This is a genomic window from Anaerolineales bacterium, from assembly GCA_030583885.1.
Lineage (GTDB): Bacteria > Chloroflexota > Anaerolineae > Anaerolineales > Villigracilaceae > Villigracilis.
In genome coordinates, this window is sequence record CP129480.1 from 2267541 (window position 1) to 2285866 (window position 18326).

Annotated in this window: 18 protein-coding genes; 11 read left to right on the forward strand and 7 right to left on the reverse strand. The window is 54.2% G+C overall.

From position 1 onward, the window contains the following. Window position 1 precedes the first annotated feature (1 nt). Together QY332_11350 and QY332_11355 are read left to right on the forward strand one after the other, a co-directional pair. The gene (locus tag QY332_11350) at window positions 2–439 is read left to right on the forward strand and encodes a response regulator (protein ID WKZ34205.1); all 438 of its coding nucleotides are present in this window, start codon (window positions 2–4) and stop codon (window positions 437–439) included. 33 nt (window positions 440–472) lie between these two features. Continuing rightward, window positions 473–2920: a GAF domain-containing protein gene (locus QY332_11355; protein WKZ34206.1), complete on the forward strand. Its 2448-nt coding sequence runs from the start codon at window positions 473–475 to the stop codon at window positions 2918–2920. A gap of 19 nt (window positions 2921–2939) precedes the next feature. Here the strand turns inward: QY332_11355 and QY332_11360 are convergent, their stop codons facing one another. Then, window positions 2940–4646 (reverse strand): discoidin domain-containing protein, encoded by a 1707-nt coding sequence (locus QY332_11360; protein ID WKZ34207.1) that lies wholly within the window; start codon window positions 4644–4646, stop codon window positions 2940–2942. Window positions 4647–4714: 68 nt separating this feature from the next. On the opposite strand from QY332_11360, the gene QY332_11365 reads away from it, so the two are divergent. The 3 genes from QY332_11365 (at window position 4715) to ftsH (ending at window position 7798) form a co-directional block, all read left to right on the forward strand. After that, window positions 4715–5242: a dihydrofolate reductase family protein gene (locus QY332_11365; GenBank protein ID WKZ34208.1), complete on the forward strand. Its 528-nt coding sequence runs from the start codon at window positions 4715–4717 to the stop codon at window positions 5240–5242. Window positions 5243–5248: 6 nt separating this feature from the next. Then, entirely contained in the window at window positions 5249–5812 is a 564-nt protein-coding gene (locus tag QY332_11370; GenBank protein WKZ34209.1) for a YdeI/OmpD-associated family protein, read from the forward strand. A gap of 186 nt (window positions 5813–5998) precedes the next feature. Further along, window positions 5999–7798, forward strand: a complete 1800-nt coding sequence (gene ftsH / locus QY332_11375) for an ATP-dependent zinc metalloprotease FtsH (protein ID WKZ34210.1) — start codon at window positions 5999–6001, stop codon at window positions 7796–7798. Window positions 7799–7902: 104 nt separating this feature from the next. Here the strand turns inward: ftsH and QY332_11380 are convergent, their stop codons facing one another. From QY332_11380 to QY332_11395, 4 genes are all read right to left on the reverse strand, one after another. Further along, entirely contained in the window at window positions 7903–9006 is a 1104-nt protein-coding gene (locus QY332_11380; GenBank protein WKZ34211.1) for a hypothetical protein, read from the reverse strand. A 60-nt stretch (window positions 9007–9066) separates the two neighbouring features. Then, complete coding sequence (locus QY332_11385) at window positions 9067–9675, reverse strand: zf-HC2 domain-containing protein (GenBank protein WKZ34212.1); 609 nt, start codon at window positions 9673–9675, stop codon at window positions 9067–9069. Beyond that, window positions 9668–10240, reverse strand: coding sequence for a sigma-70 family RNA polymerase sigma factor (locus tag QY332_11390; GenBank protein WKZ34213.1), 573 nt, complete (start codon window positions 10238–10240; stop codon window positions 9668–9670). The genes QY332_11385 and QY332_11390 overlap by 8 nt, the downstream gene beginning before the upstream one ends. 324 nt (window positions 10241–10564) lie before the next feature. Continuing rightward, entirely contained in the window at window positions 10565–11077 is a 513-nt protein-coding gene (locus QY332_11395) for a nitroreductase family protein (GenBank protein ID WKZ34214.1), read from the reverse strand. 445 nt (window positions 11078–11522) lie between these two features. Here QY332_11395 and QY332_11400 point away from each other — a divergent pair, with 445 nt between their 5' ends. The 6 genes from QY332_11400 (at window position 11523) to tsaD (ending at window position 16737) form a co-directional block, all read left to right on the forward strand. Next, the gene (locus QY332_11400) at window positions 11523–11708 is read left to right on the forward strand and encodes a hypothetical protein (GenBank protein ID WKZ34215.1); all 186 of its coding nucleotides are present in this window, start codon (window positions 11523–11525) and stop codon (window positions 11706–11708) included. A gap of 93 nt (window positions 11709–11801) precedes the next feature. Continuing rightward, window positions 11802–12221: a hypothetical protein gene (locus QY332_11405; GenBank protein ID WKZ34216.1), complete on the forward strand. Its 420-nt coding sequence runs from the start codon at window positions 11802–11804 to the stop codon at window positions 12219–12221. Continuing rightward, window positions 12202–13572 (forward strand): L-seryl-tRNA(Sec) selenium transferase, encoded by a 1371-nt coding sequence (gene selA, locus QY332_11410; GenBank protein WKZ34217.1) that lies wholly within the window; start codon window positions 12202–12204, stop codon window positions 13570–13572. Before QY332_11405 ends, selA begins: the two co-directional genes overlap by 20 nt. Beyond that, window positions 13569–14819, forward strand: a complete 1251-nt coding sequence (locus QY332_11415; protein WKZ34218.1) for a M24 family metallopeptidase — start codon at window positions 13569–13571, stop codon at window positions 14817–14819. Before selA ends, QY332_11415 begins: the two co-directional genes overlap by 4 nt. Before the next feature lie 93 nt (window positions 14820–14912). After that, the gene (locus tag QY332_11420) at window positions 14913–15683 is read left to right on the forward strand and encodes an AAA family ATPase (GenBank protein ID WKZ34219.1); all 771 of its coding nucleotides are present in this window, start codon (window positions 14913–14915) and stop codon (window positions 15681–15683) included. A gap of 4 nt (window positions 15684–15687) precedes the next feature. Next, window positions 15688–16737: a tRNA (adenosine(37)-N6)-threonylcarbamoyltransferase complex transferase subunit TsaD gene (gene tsaD, locus QY332_11425; protein WKZ34220.1), complete on the forward strand. Its 1050-nt coding sequence runs from the start codon at window positions 15688–15690 to the stop codon at window positions 16735–16737. A gap of 126 nt (window positions 16738–16863) precedes the next feature. Here the strand turns inward: tsaD and QY332_11430 are convergent, their stop codons facing one another. Together QY332_11430 and prmC are read right to left on the reverse strand one after the other, a co-directional pair. Continuing rightward, window positions 16864–17472: an L-threonylcarbamoyladenylate synthase gene (locus QY332_11430; protein ID WKZ34221.1), complete on the reverse strand. Its 609-nt coding sequence runs from the start codon at window positions 17470–17472 to the stop codon at window positions 16864–16866. Continuing rightward, window positions 17462–18325: a peptide chain release factor N(5)-glutamine methyltransferase gene (gene prmC / locus QY332_11435; protein ID WKZ34222.1), complete on the reverse strand. Its 864-nt coding sequence runs from the start codon at window positions 18323–18325 to the stop codon at window positions 17462–17464. The genes QY332_11430 and prmC overlap by 11 nt, the downstream gene beginning before the upstream one ends. Window position 18326: the final 1 nt, after the last annotated feature.

The following is an 18326-nucleotide window of genomic DNA, read 5'->3' on the forward strand; positions in this document are numbered from 1 at the left end:
AATGGAAGACAAGCTCATTCTGCTTGTGGAGGACAACCCCGACGACGAAGCGCTGACCGTGCGCGCGTTGAAGAAAAACAATATCGGCAACAACCTGGTGGTGGTGCGAGACGGCGCTGAAGCGTTGGACTTCCTGTTCGGAACAGGGGCGCATGCCACTCGCGAATTTCAAAACCTGCCCCAGGTTGTCCTGTTGGACCTAAACCTGCCCAAAGTGGGTGGGCTGGAAGTGCTTCGCCGCATCCGTGAAACCGAGAGCACCCGCCTGCTCCCGGTTGTCATCCTTACCTCATCAAAGGAGGAACAGGATTTGATCATGGGCTACAGTCTGGGGGCGAACTCCTATGTCCGCAAACCAGTGGATTTCATTCAGTTTGTAGAGGCAGTCCGCCAGCTTGGGCTATATTGGCTGGTGTTGAATGAGCCGCCGCCGAAATAGAGGTACCTGCTGAATAAACTCTTAAAGATTCTTTTGGTTGAAGACTCTGACGATGACGCCAAATTGCTTTCCCGCGAGATCCAGCGCGCAGGCTATCTGGTGGAATATGAACGGGTCGAAACTAAAAAAACAATGCGGTCGGCGCTGGAGCGCCAGGCATGGGACCTGGTCATCTGCGACTATTCGCTGCCAAAATTCGACGCCCCTCGCGCATTATCCGTCCTGCAGACTGGCGGCTACGACCTGCCATTCATCATCGTCTCGGGGACAATTGGGGAGGAGACCGCCGTTGAAGCGTTGGTCGCTGGCGCGGATGACTTCATCATCAAAGGCAACCTGTCGAGGCTCATTCCCGCCATCCAGCGGGAACTAAAGAATGCAGAAACCCGCCGCAGGCAGAGGGATGCCGATGAGGCCCTGCGTGAAAGCAATGCGCGCTTCCACGGCCTGTTTGAAAATATTCCTGTATCCATTTGGGAGGAGGATTTCTCGCATGTAAAATCCTACCTCGACAACCTGATGATCAAAAACGAATCCATGGACCTGGAGGAATATTTTTCCGATCACCCCCGGGCGCTGGTGGAATGTATGAGTCTGGTCAAGATCATTGATGTCAACCAGTCATCCTTAAGATTGCTCGGCGCAAAGAACAAGGACGAACTGCTTGCGAGTCTCGAATCAACATTTGAAACGGAAAGCACCAATAGTTTTATACAGGAACTCCTCGCCATTTCCAAAGGACTGCAGCAATTGGACGCGGACGTGGTGGTAAAAACACTGGATGGACGGCGCCTGTATGCAAAACTAAGCTGGGCGGTTGCGCCGGGGCATGAAAAAACATTTTCACGAGTCCTGGTTTCCCTTGTGGACATTACCGATCGCAAACAGCACGAGCGTGAATTGGAGGCGATTGCATTCCTCAGCAAGGTGCTGCGTACGGGAAAATCTCTCAAGGAATTATTGAACCGCCTGTTGGACGAAGCGATCAATTTGATCAAGGCGGATGCGGGCAGTATCTGGCTGTATAGCCCCGCTACAGATCTGATCCACCTCGAAACCCAGCGGAATTGGGAAACCGGTAAAAAAACATCGGTACGGCGTGGCGAGGGGATTCCGGGTTTGGTTTTACAAAACGGAAAATTCATCATTACAAGGGAATTCCAGACCGACGCCAACATCGCAAAGGAGGATCGCGATATTCTGCCGGAAGGAATTGGCGGGGCCTGCATTCCACTTCATGACGCCGAGAATATCGTGGGCGTCATGTTCATCAACATCCGCCTGCCGCGTGAGTTAACAACGGATGAAGTACACATTCTTAATGCCCTTGCTGAGATCGGCGGCAATGCCATCCATCGCATGAGACTCCTCGAACAAAGCATTAAGCAGATCGACCGCTTGAGCAGTCTGCGGACAATCGACCTTGCGATTAGCAACAGTCTGGACATGCGTATCGCGCTCAACACGGTGCTCGAACAGGTTGTTTCGCAACTGGAAGTGGATGCCGCCAGCGTCTTGTTGATGCATGCGGACATAAACCGCCTCGAATACGCCGCCGGAAGAGGATTCCGCACCCGGGCAATTACCTCCACCAGCCTCCGCCTCGGGGAAGGCCTGGCCGGACAAGCCGTGCTGGAAAAAAAGATCGTGCATGTTAAAGACTTGAAAGAAAGCAGCGTAGAATTCTCGCGCCGTGACCTACTATCAGACGAGGAATTCGTCACCTATTTCGGTGTTCCATTGACCGCAAAAGGGGAGGTGAAAGGCATTCTCGAGATCTTCAACCGCTCCCCCCTGCATGTGGACATGGATTGGCTGGATTTCCTCGATTCACTAAGCTGGCAGACCGCCATCGCGATTGACAACGCCCTGTTATTTGAAAAGATCCAGCGCTCCAACTTTGACCTCGAGATGGCATACAATGCGACCATCGAAGGCTGGTCTCATGCGCTCGACCTGCGTGACAAGGAGACTGAGGGGCACACCCAGCGCGTTACAGAAGCGACCATAAAACTTGCCCGCCTGATGGGTATCACGGACAGCCAGATCGTGCATGTGCGGCGGGGTTCGTTATTGCATGATATCGGCAAGATGGGCGTGCCGGATAACATCCTGCTCAAGCCCGGCCCTCTCACCGCGGATGAATGGGAGATCATGCAGCGCCATCCGCAGCTGGCATATGACCTGCTCACCCCAATTCCATATCTACAACCGGCGCTGGACATCCCGTTCTGCCATCACGAAAAATGGGATGGCACAGGCTACCCGCGCGGATTGAAGGGCGAGCAAATTCCGCTGGCGGCGCGCATCTTTGCGATAGCGGATGTGTGGGATGCACTGACCAGCGACCGTCCTTACCGGCTAGCCTGGCCTCACTTAAAAGCCATCGACTATATTCGTGAAAACAGCGGGATGCACTTCGATCCGCAAGTTGTGGAGATATTCCTGAACGAGATCATAAAACCGGGCGAATCAGAATAAACTGCCATTCCAGATATTTCTACCGGCTTTCGCTGAACACCTGAATTTCCTTCCAGGCCACCCACGAGGAACTGCTGGCGGTCTGGATGCGAATCTGGGTGACATTCTCAAGCGGGACATCCGGAGTAAAAGTCAGCCATTCGTTGTCCTGCGTGTAGCCGCTGAACTCGTGGACTGTTATGAATGCATCGGCATTCGAAAAACGCACCTGTACTCGATGAACTGTGTTCCCGACCGGGTATTGCGCCACCTGCAGGCGGATCTCCGTGATGCGGTACACGCCCTGCAAATCGACTTCGAGCCACTGCGGAGGGGGTGCGCCCGCACCCCACTGGGTGGCAGAATTATCATCCACTGCGTTTGACGCGGGTTCATTGGTCAGGCTATTCGATGCGCGGACGGGTTTTCCGTAAGCGATATTATCGTTCGGGATATCAACCGCCGCGCACGGGTCAGGCTGGTTGAGCGGCGCAAATAATTCCAGCAGGTATCCATCTTCATCCGTCAGTCCCCAGGTGCGGTCATGGGTGGTTGCGGCGGCCGGATAATATGTCCAATACAGCCAGCCATCGAAACCGTATTCACAGGACTCGGCAACCCAGTTCGAGGTCACGCGCGCGGCGGATTCAATGTCCGCATACGTATGGCGGAATGGACCGTATTCCCCAAGGATGATCGGCTTGGCATCATAACCGATCATGCCAAAGGCTTCAACATATGCCTGCAAGCCCAATGGACCCGAATAGGCATGGAAGTCAAAGAAATCCAGATTTGAATTTTCGAGCAGGGACGCAGTCTCCACATACCAACCCGGCGCGGCGATCTCAGGCGCGAAGAAGCCCATTGTGACCAGTGCCGTTGGATCGTGGAAAAGAATCTCCTCCTTCATTTGGGCAATATAATGGACAAGACCATCACTGACCATTTGTTTCTTTTGTTCGGGATCACCCATCTCGTATGTGCCTGTGGCGGTCTCCACGCTTCCGCTCGTCAGGGACAGCGGCGGCTGGTCAATAAACATCCACTGCTCGTTGAGCAATTGCCAGCCCAGCACGGCATTGAATGCGGCGTTCCGCTCGGCCAATCCAGTCAGGATGTCGCGCCAGTAGCGGCGGGTGGCGGAAACTGCCTGGGGGCGCAAATAGAAGGAGTTGCGGTAGCCTGCAAAGTCGCCGCCCGAACCGAAGTTGGCCTCCTCCGCATAGCCGCCGTCATCGGGCAGGTCGTTGGACGTGAACAGGATGTAAATCCCCGCTTCTTTTGCGGCAAGGGTCATATCCGCGATGTTATCGAGATACTGCGGATTCAAACCCGCCGAATCCGCGTTGGCGATACAACCCGGTCCGCGGCTGCATTGATCGAGAAAAACGCGGGCGGTGTTATAACCGAGTCCCGCAAGGCGGGAGAAATCATCTCGTGTTCGCAGCGGGTCGTAGGTATTCACGCGCAGCAACAGGTTTGTGATTCCGTTCCCAGCAGGGACGAAGACATAATTCGCCCCGCGCGGAATGAAGGTTTCGCCCGTCTGTTTGTCGTAAAACTCCCCCGTGCCATCCACCTGCCGTACTCCAATGCGGTGTTCCGCCTGTTGCTGCGGATTGTTCGTTTGATCATCAAAAGGCGTTGCTTTAGCGCCGTCTTCCGCTGTATCCAGCGGCATGTTGCAGGATGACAATGCAACAGCCAGAAGAATCACCACATTCAACCCGGATCGTATTTTATTCATCTGTCACTCCTTGGCGAAAAGGACGATAAACTCAGCTCCTATTATATAATGGCTCAAGGAGAAACCTCATGCCTATTAAGGTTTCAGTGTACATTGCCGTCAGCCTGGATGGCTTCATCGCCCGCCGGAATGGAGATATTGACTGGCTCACAGGCGGCGGGAGCAGTGAAGAGTACGGCTACGCGGAATTCATGTCCGATATTGACCATGTTGTGATGGGACGCAACACATTCGAAAAAGTGCTGACCTTCGGCGGCTGGCATTACCAGAAAAAGGTGATTGTGCTCACCAGCAGGGATTTGACTCTCGCGCCCGAACTGACCGGCAAAGCCGAAGCGCTTCATTTACCTCCCCGTGGGTTGATTCGTGAACTCGAAGGACGCAACAGCCGACACATCTATCTCGATGGCGGTGTGACCATCCAACGCTTCTTGCGCGAAGGTCTTGTAAATGAAATGACCATCACCACCATTCCCATCCTCATCGGCGAAGGTCTGTCGTTGTTCGGAAAATTGGAAGGGGATATAATATTGGAATTACTGAAATCCGAATCATTCAAGAATGGGTTTGTGCAGAATAAATACAAGGTTTTCTAGGTAACCATGGAAATCTCTCAAACCCTTTACGTCACAAACCGCAAGGACTGGCGGAATTGGCTGAAAAAGAATTACAAAACCCAGCCTGAGATCTGGCTGGTCTACCCTAAAAAAGCGACGGGGGAACCGCGCATCGTATACAACGGCGCAGTGGAGGAAGCCCTGTGCTTCGGCTGGATCGACTCGATCATCAAGAAACTCGACGATGACCATACTGTCCAGCGCTTTTCGCCGAGAAAGCCAAAAGCCAAATATTCGCAAGCCAACATCGAGCGCCTGCGGACATTGGCGGCGCGAAAGAAAGTCATCAAGGAAGTGGCAAATACCCTGGAGGATGTTCTGAACGCGGAATTCGTCATCCCATCCGATATTTTGAAAGCCATCCAAGCCAACAAGGAAGCCTGGAAGAACTTCCAACAGTTCTCCGATTCCTATATTCGGATACGAGTCGCTTTTGTTGAAGGGGCACGCAAGCGTCCCGAAGGATTCGAGAAGCGATTAAAGCATTTCATCGAGATGTCGGAAAAGAATAAAGTGTTCGGGTTCGGCGGGATCGAGAAGCATTATTAGCAATCATTAATCAAAGTGGGGTAAAGTGGCTGACCAGACTGGAATCTTACCTGTATAACCGAGGCTTTCTTACCAAATTCGTACACGCTTCTATCGAAGCTGTTAATGGATAGACATCCATAACGGGATAAGATAAAGGGGTACTTAATGCAATCTGTATTGGATCTTTACCAACACCGAGGAGACATGAAACAATCTGTAAATCAAATATTAGAGTTCTTTAGAAAACACAAATACGGCAGGATAAGCCTGATCCTATTAATTCTTGGGTTGGTCACCGTTAGTGGATTATTGATTCGCTCCATGATGCAGGAAAAACCAGTTGCGTTGAGCAATGTGGCAACAGCCATCTCAGCCGGGCAGGTGGTACGAATCGAGGAAATTCAGGGCGGGGATATCCTGATCATCCATTACAAGGACGGGTCGCAGGACAAAACGCGGCGAGACCAATCCACTTCCTTTCTGGAGCAAATGCAGTTCCTTGGCGTAAGCAGGAGCGAGATATCGAAGCTGGAATATGAGGTCGTGGTGTCGAGTTTGGCATCCAGCGATAAAGTCATCAGCACCGTGATAAGCCTGGCAATGCTCGGCATGATGGGCTTTGTCCTGATGCGGTTTTCAGGCGGCATGATCGGCCGTAAAAAATATGCGGAAGGGATAATCCCGAATGTCACCTTCAAGGATGTCGCCGGCATGGATGAGAACCGCGAGGAATTGGTGGACATCGTCGCCTTCCTGAAAGATAACCAACTTTACGAGCGCATGGGTGCGCGCATGCCGCACGGCGTGCTTTTGGCAGGCGACCCTGGAACGGGCAAAACGCTGCTTGCGAAGGCAATCGCCGGGGAAGCTGGCGTGCCGTTCTTCAGTACATCTGGTTCTGAATTTGTGGAGGTCTTTGTGGGTGTGGGTGCGGGCCGCGTACGTTCGCTATTTAAGAAAGCCCGCTCCAAAGCCCCCTGCATTATTTTCATTGACGAGATCGACGCAGTGGGACGGAAGCGTCATGCCGGCGGCGGTGGAGGCGGAGAAATGGAAGCGGATCAGACTCTAAACCAGCTGCTCGTCGAAATGGATGGTTTTTCCGCCACTGATGGTGTGGTCGTCCTTGCCGCCACCAATCGTGTGGATGTGCTCGACCCGGCATTAATCCGCGCCGGTCGTTTTGACCGCCACGTGAATATATCCCGTCCTGACGTGAAGGGGCGCGTGTCCATTCTGGAAGTGCATGTCAAAGATCGGAAACTGGCAGAAGATGTAAACCTCATGGATATTGCCAAATCCACGCCGGGGCTGGTCGGAGCGGACCTGGCGAATATTGTCAATGAAGCGGCAATCATAGCCGTACGCGGCGGACATGAGACGATCTCCGTGCTCGATTTTCAGGAGGCTGTCGAAAAATCCTTGATCGGCGGCGTCCAGCAAAAGAGCCGAGTCATCAGCGAAGGCGAGCGACGCACCATTGCGTATCATGAAGCGGGTCATGCGGTCGTGATGCACGCCACGCCACACTCCGACCCTGTCTACAAAATCACGATCATCCCACGCGGAGGGTCAGGCGGCTTTACCATGGCGCTCCCCGAACAGGACAGCATCCTCATGTTCCGCAACCAGATCATGGCGCGGATTATCGGTCTGATGGGCGGGCGTGTGGCAGAGGAAATATTCTGCACTGACATTACCAGCGGCGCCTCCAACGACCTCCAGGTTGCCACGCAACTGGCTGAGGACATGGTCATGCGCCTCGGGATGAGCGTCAGCGGTTTGCGGGTTTTCAAACGACCTGAAGGTGTGGAAGGTTTGACGCCACAGACTGGTCAAAAAACATTTGAAGCGCTCGATAAAGCGATCAACGAGATTCTGGACGAGTGTTATCAGGAAGCGAAACGCATCGTCAGCGAACAACAGGATGCGGTTGAGCGGGTGACGCAAGCCCTGCTCGGACAAGAGACCCTGTCACGCGAAGAGTTTATCGCGCTGATATAGTTTTGCCTGAAACTTCATTTGATAACAAGAATGCCTCCGACTTCGAAGGTTAAATGACAAAGACCCCGCTCAAGGCGGGGTCTTTGTTCGTAATGAGACGCGGGTCAACTCACGGCGGGTTCATCCACTGTGAGTTCGGCGGGCAGGGCTTTGATCTCACGGTAGGTCAACGTCCAGACCGTTGAAGTGAAGACCGCCTGCCAGCTGCTAAACAGCAGCCAGGGCGAGAAGGCGATCGTGAAGAATAACGGCAGGGTGAAGACGATGCCGAGCACCCAGGCCAGCACGTTGCCCAGAAACAGGCTGAACAGACCGACCAGCAGCAGCGCAGGGATGGCAGCGATTAAGACTGCGATGATGAGCGTGACGATCACAACCGGGATGGTGACGATCATGAGCAGGATGGAGGCAACCGCCCATGCGATCCCCAGACCGATCATCACCAGCCACATCAGGCCGACGTTCTTCCAGTTCTCACGCACCAGCATCCAGCCGCGGAGAAGCGCCTCCTGCACACCAACGCCTTCGAGGACGCAGACGCGCCAGAAGAAATTTCGAAGCAGGCGCAGGAGGATGCTTAAAATGGCGACTGCGAAGACAAGCAGGAACACCACACCGATCATGGCGATGACGCTGAATGCCGTGAAGGTCAGGTTTCCATTTTCAACCGCAAAGAACACGCCAATGCCCATGAAGAGCAAAACCAATGCCAGCAGAATGGCGGGCAGGCTGACGATCAAATTGATCAGGAACAACCGCCACGATGTGCGCGACCAGCCGATACGGAAACCCTGGCGCACGGTCATTTTGGTATCCGTGCTTTCATATTCGTCCACCATGCGGATGACGGCGGTCTCGGACACATAGCGCCCGACCGCCACGATGACGCCCAGCACGATCATGACCAGTGTGAAGGCAACGGCGATCCAGAGCAGGGCGGTCAGTTCTTCACGCGGGATGTCCACATTTCGCGGACCCTCATCGAAGAGTCGCTCCATTTCCCTCGTGAATTCTTCCATCCCCTGTTGGATGTTCTTTGGGAGCGGCATCTGCTGGCTTTCACTGTCCACGGAATAACGCGATCCGCTGTTCGAACCGCCGCCGGTTGAACCAGCGGTGGCAAGCGCCAATATCAAGCCAAATACCCACAGAGCACGATAACTCCACAGGATGTGCCATGCACGTTTTAAGATTTTGACGGGATCCATTGTTTTTCTCCTTGTTTACGAACGTTCTCTTTCGCTTCTTTTCCAGACAGTGAGCCTGCCTCAGCCTCCGAGGAGCGGTACCTGCCCCTGACGCCTGTGGCGTGCCCACCAGATCGCGATCCATGTCAGGTAAAGTAATGCAACCGATACCTGCCAGATGTATTGCGGTACTACGTTCCTTGTGTACCTCTCGGTCCTCCCAGCCCAGTGCAGGCTGTCACCTTCGAGTAGTCCGATTTGTCCCAGCATCGAGGTCCAATACATGCCGGTGGATGGGTCGGAGACCAATAAAGTTGTGCCGCTGTCCAGCAGCCCAAAATTATGCGCCGCAGAGACCATATCGCTGACGAGGATGGTCGTACCAACAAATATCCATGCCATCAGCAGCCCGACTGGGATCAGCCACCAGCCGACTTCGAGCAGTTGACGCCTCGGGGCGGCTGTCTGCTTTTGAGGCAGAAGCAGGTTCACCTGTGAGACGAAGCGTTCATTCGAAGTAAACTCCGCCGTAGGGACTTCATGCAGCAATGCCGACAATGCCTGCAATGATTCCAACCCTGTCTGGCAGGCTTCACATCCGGCAAGATGCGCCTCCACTTGCTGAAGCCTTCCGCCCGTCAACTCGCCATCGAGGTAGGCGTTCAACCATTCACTGACGTGGTTAGACATGTTCAACCTCCAGTAAAGACAAATGCGGTTCCAGTTTTGCTTTCAATAAATTGCGTGCATAATTCAAACGCGACATCACAGTTCCGACTGGTATATCCAATGTGGAAGAGATTTCCTGATAGGAAAGTCCTTCGTATTCTCTCAGCACCAGCACAGCGCGGCTCGCATCCGGCAGGGACAGGATCGCTTCCTGCACCAAGGCTGTCCTCTCCTGCTGTGAGACAAGCGACTCGAGTCCGGGTCGTCCATCCGTCAGATGCAGGTCTTCAATGGCGTCGGGCAGGATGCGCTTCTCCTTGCGGAGCATATCCGTCCCGGCGTTGACGGCGATGCGGTACAGCCAGTTGCGGAGCGGCGTCCCCGGGCGATAGGAGGAAAGGTTCTGCCAGGCCCGGATGAAGGTCTCCTGCGCGGCGTCTTCCGCCAGCTGTGCGTCCCCGCACATGCGATGGATGACGTTCAACACACCCTGCGCATGCAGGCGGACCAATTCGCTGAACGCGTTGCGGTCGCCGTTTTGCGCCTGGGTCACTAGTTGGGTTTCATTGGTTGTGTAGACAGTCACCACCGTTTGGCTTCCTTTTCTCCTGCCATTATCTTAACGTAAAAGTCAACGGTTTTATTCGAATTAAACAATAAGTGCTTCGAGACTATTCTCGAAGCACTGCTTATTCCAATTATTTGGCTTCCCCTACTCCCCTGTCGGCACCCAGATATTCTTGACTTGCGTTGCCTCGTGCGGGAACTCATGACCCTCGCCCTGCTCGCGATCTATCCAATCGCGGGGCAGACCGTAGCCTGTCCATGTGCGAGTGCATATTTTGCCTCCCGTCCTAAAAATCTGTTACGAACCGGGACGCATCATTGCAAATATTGCTAATAATTTCGGCTACCACCGATCCCAATGCACCACATCCTCGAACGCCGCCCGCCCGCCCTTCTTTGGCGGCGCGGACAATTTCTGCTCCTCCAGCGGGTAGCCGAACGAGAGTGCGATGCGTAAGTGCCACTCTGCGGGGAAGCCTAAAATTTTGCGTGCCTTCTCGTGCTCATAGATCGAAGCAGGGACGGAGCCGACTCCCAAATCCCATGCGGCGAGCTGCATGAACGCCGCGGCTTGTCCCGCATCGAACATCGTCTGAAATTTCTCGCTTGGGTCGGGGGTCAGGATGGCGACGCCCAACGCCGCGCCCGCCAGATGTCCCGCCCACTCGCCGCATGCCGAAAGTACCTTCAAAATGGATTTGTCCCGCATGGCAATGAACTGCCACGCCTGAATATTTTTTGATGACTGTGAGCGCCTCCCTGCATTGAGAATGGCATGGATTACGTCATCGGGCAGGGGCGTGTCTTGAAACTTCCGTACAGCACGTTTCAATCGAATGGCATCGGATACGTTCATGGTTTCTCCTTCTACATGTCGTTGCGAGGAAGGACGTTGGTCGAGTAGTTGCGAAGCAACATATCGAGACCAACCCGACGGAGCAATCTCCCGCTTTTTTTGAGATCGCCACGCTGTCAGACAAGCACTGACGGCTCGCGATGACATGACAGTCACAAAAGTATACATGGATTGCGATCAATTTGTGTGAGTTTCCTGAGAGTTGATATACATCCGCTTGGATTGTAAGAAACGGAGAATTATTCTCATCTTTCCTTCTCATCCGCAAATTATAGGGATGACAGCCATTCTGGTTTGGCAGGTTCACTGATCGACCCCGAAGCACACAGCCGTTACTTCCCAAAGGAAAGGTGCATGAGCGAATCGGAATCAAGATCTGAATGGTGGCGGGGGCGGCGGCTTCCGCAGGGAGATCGACGAGGCAACCCTCACGCAGGTTGCCGACATGACCGGCGGGGCCTATCATCTGGCTGAAAGCTCAACGGAATTACGCGAGGTGTACGAAAACCTGCCCACGCAATGGATCACCGTCACCGCAACAACAGAGATCAGCGCCATGTGCGCGGCGGTGGCGGCCCTGCTGGTCATGCTTGCCATTGTGCTTTCGATCATCTGGAATCCATTGCAATAACAATCGTCGCGCAGGTCGGTATATATGAGCTTCACATCCTGAGGATATTTCGCCCTCCAGTGGCCGAATCCTTCTGCGGGTATAATTCCTGCAATGGATTCACGTATAATCACATTCCGCAGGGTTCTGCCATCTGCCGTCACCCTCATCGTGATTGGCTGGGGCGGGTTGTTTTCAATCCTCTTTTTTTCACTTCCCTTTGTCTGGTCGCGCTGGGCGTTTTTCGTCTTTGCCTTAATGGCGCTCACCGGCATGGCCCTTCCCATTGTATATTTCCTCCATCAACGCTTTCCGAGCGAGCAGCCTGTTGAGTCGAATGTCATTTTACGTCAGTCACTCTGGGTGGGCGTGTACGGCGTCACGCTTGCATGGCTTCAACTTGGGCGTCTCGTGACCCTCTATGTAATTCTGGGGCTGGCAGGCGGGCTGATCGCTGCAGAGTATTTCATTCGCCTGCGCGAGAAGGCAAACCGCCCTGCGCCCGTGGTTTCCGATGATGACGATACTTCGTAACATCCCCTCTGTGGAACGAATCCTGCAAACAGAAGCCGCTGTACATCTCATTGCGAGATTCGGAAGGCCTTTGATGCTGGATGCGATTCGAACCACATTGGAGGAAGTCCGCGAGCGCTTCAATCATGACCCGAAACCTGCCCTGCCCTCCTTGGATCTGATCATCACCCGGGCAGAATCCATCCTCACCACGTGGACAGCCTCGACTCTCATCCCGGTTGTCAACGCAACAGGGGTCATCCTGCACACAAATTTGGGGCGCGCGCCGCTGAGCACTGCAACCATCCGCGCCATGGATGTTATCTCGCGCGGATATTCCAACCTTGAATTCGATCTTGGGTCAGGCAAGCGCGGCTCACGGCTGCTGCATGCCGAATCGCTTCTGCAAAAATTAACGGGTGCGGAAGCGGCACTGGTTGTTAATAACTGCGCTTCAGCGGTTTTGCTTGTTCTTTCGGCGCTTGCAAATAAAAAACGCGCGGTCATTGCCCGCTCGCAACTGGTCGAGATCGGCGGCGGCTTCCGCGTGCCGGATGTGATGAAACAATCAGGCGCAAAGCTGGTGGAGGTGGGTACAACCAATAAAATCCACCTTTCGGATTATCAAGAAGCACTGACCGAATCGACGGGACTCGTCATGCGCGCGCATCGTTCCAATTTTAAGCTGGTCGGCTTCACCGAAGAACCTGAACTCAACGATATCGCGAATATTGCGCACAAGGCAGGTGTTCCTGTTGTGGATGACCTCGGTTCCGGTGCATTGTACGATACGGTAAAATATGGTCTCGCCCACGAACCGACGGTGCGGGAGTCCATGCAGGCCGGCGCGGATGTGATCCTGTTTTCGGGCGATAAACTGCTGGGGGGGCCACAAGCGGGCATTATCATCGGAAAAAAGCCTTTATTGGATAAAGTTAAAAGACATCCCCTCGCGAGAGCCGTCCGTGCGGACAAGGCGTGCCTTGCCGGCCTATCTGCCACATTGCTGCACTACCTTAAGGATGAAGCGGAGCGGGAAGTGCCCATTTTGAGGATGATGTCCCTGACATTGAAGCAGGTTCAAGGACGGGCCGAAGCGTGGCGGGCGGAGTTGGAACAAGGCGCGGTGGTGAAAGGCGAATCCACAGTGGGCGGCGGTTCGCTGCCCGGTGAATCCATCCCGACCTTTTTGCTTGAGTTGAACGTCAAATCCGCCGAAAAATTCCTGCATGCCTTGCGGAAGAATAACCCGCCCATCATCGCCCGCACAGAAAATGACAAGGTCCTGCTCGACCCGCGCACGGTATTGCCGGAACAGGAAGGCGCACTGCTGGTCGGGCTGAAAAATCTATTGAAGAAGGAAAGCATATGAAATCAGACTTGGACGCCCTCATGCACTCCCGCGATCTGGATGCGATCGTCGTATTTGGGAATGCCGAACACAACCCGCCCATGTATTATCTGACGGGCGGTGGACATGTCAGCCACGCCACGATCATAAAAAGGCGCGGCGAGCAGGCGGTGTATTTCCACAATGACATGGAACGCGATGAAGCCGCCAAAAGCGGATTGAAACTGATCCCCTACAGTACATATGACTACGAAGCGCTTTTGAAAAAAGCGGATGGCGATCTCTTACTGGCCGGCGCCCTGCGCAGCCAGATGATGTTTGCGGAAGTGGGTGTGACAAGGGGACGCGCAGGAGTGTACGGCAATTATGATTTAAGTGCGGTGTTTGGACAATTAAATCATTTGCAAAAACTGCTGCCTGAAATTGAATTCGTGGGCGAGCCTCGCGAAGATTCGATCTTTATGCGCGCAATGGAAACCAAGGACGAAGATGAGGTGGCACGCATCCGTAAAATGGGCAGGGTGACAGTCAGCGTCGTGGATAGGGTCCGCGAGTATCTCACTTCCTGTGATGTGCGTAACGATGAGGTCTTGCTGAAGGAGGACGGAACACCGTTAAGCGTGGGAGACGTACATTCCAGGATCCGTTTATGGGTTTCGGAACACGGCGCGGAACTGCCTTCCGGTTTCATCTTTGCCATCGGACGCGATGCAGGCGTGCCCCATTCCGCGGGCAACCCGGCAGACTTGATGAAACTCGGTCAGACCATTGTCTTCGATATCTATCCGGCTGAGGCCGGCGGCGGCTATTATTACGACTTCACGCGTACCTGGAGCCTGGGCTATGCCACGCCGCAAGCGCAGGAACTCTATGAGCAGGTCAGGGATATTTATGACAAATTGATGGATAATTTCGATTTGAATACACCCTTCAAACATTATCATAAAATGACCTGCGAATATTTTGAATCCAAAGGCCACCAGACTCCCCTCAATACCAAGGCGCCGGTGGAGGGATACGTCCACAGCCTGGGGCATGGCGTGGGGCTGAATATCCATGAGCGGCCGTTCAGCAGCTTAACTTCCGGAGACGACCAGCGGCTTGTGCCGGGCGCGGTCATCACCTCGGAGCCGGGTCTGTACTATCCTGAAAGAGGGATGGGCTTTCGTATCGAGGATACGCTTTGGATCAATCCTGCGGGAACGCTTGAAAAACTTGCGGATTATCCGTACGATTTTGTTCTGCCGATGAAGAAGTGGAAGAAATAGGGCTTTGGACGATAGACCGCTGACCGCGGTCTATCGTCCTTTGTCCATCGTTCATATATGATTCACCTCCAATCCCTCATATCTCGCCCCTTCTTGGAAAGCGAAGCAGATGAATTCCCGTTCACTGTTCCTGTCATCCGCTCCCTTTCCAAGCTCAAATTTACCGCGCCTGTGACATTTTTTGTTGGAGAGAACGGGTCGGGTAAATCCACAATCATGGAGGCTATTGCCTGCGCAGTAGAGTCCATCACGGTGGGCAGTGAAAGCGTGAAAACAGACAAGACCCTTGCGCTCATCCGCAGGCTGGCTAAATATTTCAAGTTGACATGGACGAAACGCACTCGCAAGGGATTTTTCATGCGCGCCGAGGATTTCTTCGGCTATGCCCGATCCATGCGCGAAACGCGGGAGGACCTGGAGGGGGAATACAACAATGTGGAAAGCGAGTACAAGGGACGCTCGAAATACGCGGCGGACCTGGCGCGTTCGGCGTACGCCGGGCAGTTATCCGCAATGCAAAATCGCTATGGCAAGGACCTCGATAATTATTCCCACGGCGAGGCATTCCTGACATTATTCCAGGCGCGGTTTGTGCCCGGCGGCTTGTATCTGATGGACGAGCCCGAAGCGGCATTGTCCCCAACACGGCAGTTGAGCTTTCTCTCCGCGTTGAAACAGATGATCGCGGAGGATTCGCAGTTCATCATTGCCACGCACTCGCCGATCCTCCTCGCATTTCCCAATGCGCAGGTCCTTCTCTTTCAGGATGGCGCGATCCGTGAAGTGAAATATAATGAACTCGAACATGTCAATCTGACACGGGATTTTCTTGCCAATCCCGAATCATTTTTAATGCATTTATAATTTCATGCCCGAACTTAAGCCCGCCCGAATCCTGGCCATCGAGACCTCCTGCGACGAGACCGCGTGTGCCGTCCTTGAAAACGGACGCGCATTGCTTTCATCTGTGGTTGCCTCGCAAATGGAGATCCATGCACGGTATGGCGGTGTCTTCCCGGAGGTCGCGTCGCGCCAGCATGTCCTCAGTATTATTCCGGTTGTGGAAGAGGCGCTCGCACAGGCACACCTCACACTCCACGATATTGACGCCGTCGCCGTTACCCAGGGACCTGGACTTGCGGGTTCGCTCGTAGTTGGCATGAACATGGCAAAAGGCATTGCCCTTGGCGCGGAAAAACCGCTGATCGGCGTCAATCATTTGGAGGGGCATCTCTATTCAGCCTGGGTATACGATGGTCCCGCACAGCGGGGCAACGCGGGCGACCCCGTCCCGCCGCAACCTCAATTCCCGCTGATGGCTTTGCTTGTTTCCGGCGGACACACTGAACTAAACCTCATGACCGATCATTTGACGTATCAACGACTCGGCTCCACCCTCGACGATGCGGCCGGTGAGGCGTTCGACAAAGTTGCCCGCCTGCTTGAGCTTCCCTACCCCGGCGGACCCTCCATCCAGAAATCAGCGGAGGAGGGCGACCCGAACCGCTTCAACTTCCCGCGCGCCTGGCTGGACGGAACCCATGACTTTTCATTCAGCGGGATAAAGACATCCGTACTTTATGAAGTGCGGGAATTAAAAAAGAAGTACAATGCCCTGCCAATCCCCGACCTTGCCGCATCCTTCCAGCAGGCTGTGATCGATGTGCTGTTCAAGAAAACGATGAACGCGGCGCGTGAATTCGGTGCCAGGGAAATTCTTGTGGCGGGCGGCGTCTCGGCGAACCGCCCATTGCGGCAGGTGTTCAGGTCACAGACTGAGTTCCCTGTGCATATTCCTCCGCTTTCGTTATGCACCGACAACGCCGCCATGATCGCGGCGGCTGGATATTATCGTTATGCACTGGGACATGTCTCTGAATTGGATATTGACGTGCTTCCGACCTGGCCCCTCTCGTAATTAAAAAAATCACTCCCCTGCGGCTTGCCCAAGCCAGACGGGGGAGTAATCAGGAGAATGTAACCTTGATTATATGTGGGGAGATAAGAGAAGTCTGAACCTTGATTAAGAGGTGGATAAGAAAATTTAACGGATGGCAGCCAGCAATTCATCCATTGAGATTGGACCCTCACGCAGGATGATGGGTTGTCCGCCCGTGCAATCCACCAGCGTGGAGGGAATTCCGCCGGGCGTTTTGCCGCCATCCAATATCAAAGAGATGCGCCCGTGGAGCTGCTCATGCACTTCCTGTGCCGTGGTGGGGCTTTGCTTGCCGGAGATGTTCGCGGAGGTGACTGCCATGGGTCCTGCGGCGCGGAGCAAAGCAAGCGCGTCGTGATGATCCGGGATGCGGACTGCGACGGTGGAAGTGGCGGAAACCGCAGGGGGGAGAGTCCGCTTTTTGGGGACGATGCAGGTGAGAGGTCCAGGCCAGAAGCGGGCGGCAAAACGGAGAGCCATGTCGGGGATGGTATCCGTAATTTTGTCGAGATCGCTCAAATCCCCGATCAAAATGGGAATTGCTTTTTCGACCGGGCGGTCCTTCGCTGTGTAAATGCTTTCGATGGCCGCGTTATCAAAGGCGAGTGTGCCAAGACCGTACACGGTGTCGGTGGGGAAGGCGACGATGCTGCCGGTTTGCAGGATGGTCAATGCGGTTTCGATTTCTGAGGCAGGGATGGTTTCAGTTTTCATGCAATTGTATTTCAAGCAGGCGGTTGTGACCGGCGAGGTCCTGGTGCAATTGGATGCTCATGTCTTCGAATGAGTCATAGGCGAGGCTGAGAGCTTGCGTGCCTTGTGATGACTCGATCTCAAAAAGCATCATGCCGTTCGGCGCGAGCCAGTCGGGGGCGAGTTTGAACAGGCGGCGATACACGTCAAGTCCATCAACTCCGCCGTCGAGGGCAAGGGTTGGTTCGCGCCCGAAGATTGGAAGATCGTGCAGTGTTTGAGTTGGGATGTAGGGCAGGTTGGCGCAGATCAGGTCGAAGTGACTGTCGGTGGGGAGCGGATCGATATGCTGAGGGAGCAGGTCACATTGCAGAAAATCAATCCTGTGATGGACATGGAATTTTTCCGCGTTGCGCTTGGCGACCTTCAGCGCCGCGTGGGAAATATCCGTAGCAAGGATGCGCACACCCGGGATGTGCATGGCGACGGCGATGGCGATCGCCCCGGAACCTGTGCCAACATCCGCCACGGTTCTTCTTTCGGGGGAGTTGCCCAGCCATCTGACGGCTTTTTCCACCAGAATCTCAGTTTCGGGGCGTGGGATGAGTACACCCGGCGTGATATCGAGATCGAGTCCGTAGAATTCCCAGTGACCAAGGATGTAGGGGAGCGGTTCACACGCTGTTAAACGGGCGAATGCTTTTTGAGCAGATTCAATTTGCGGCGGAGTCAGAGATGCGTCGCCATGAGTTACAACCCATGTGCGGGGTTTGTTCAGGATATGGGCAAGGATCAGCTGTGCATCGAGTTGTTGAAATTCACTTGCGTTTTGCGATGCATACGTTCCAACGAGTTCGTCGATGGTCATCGCCATG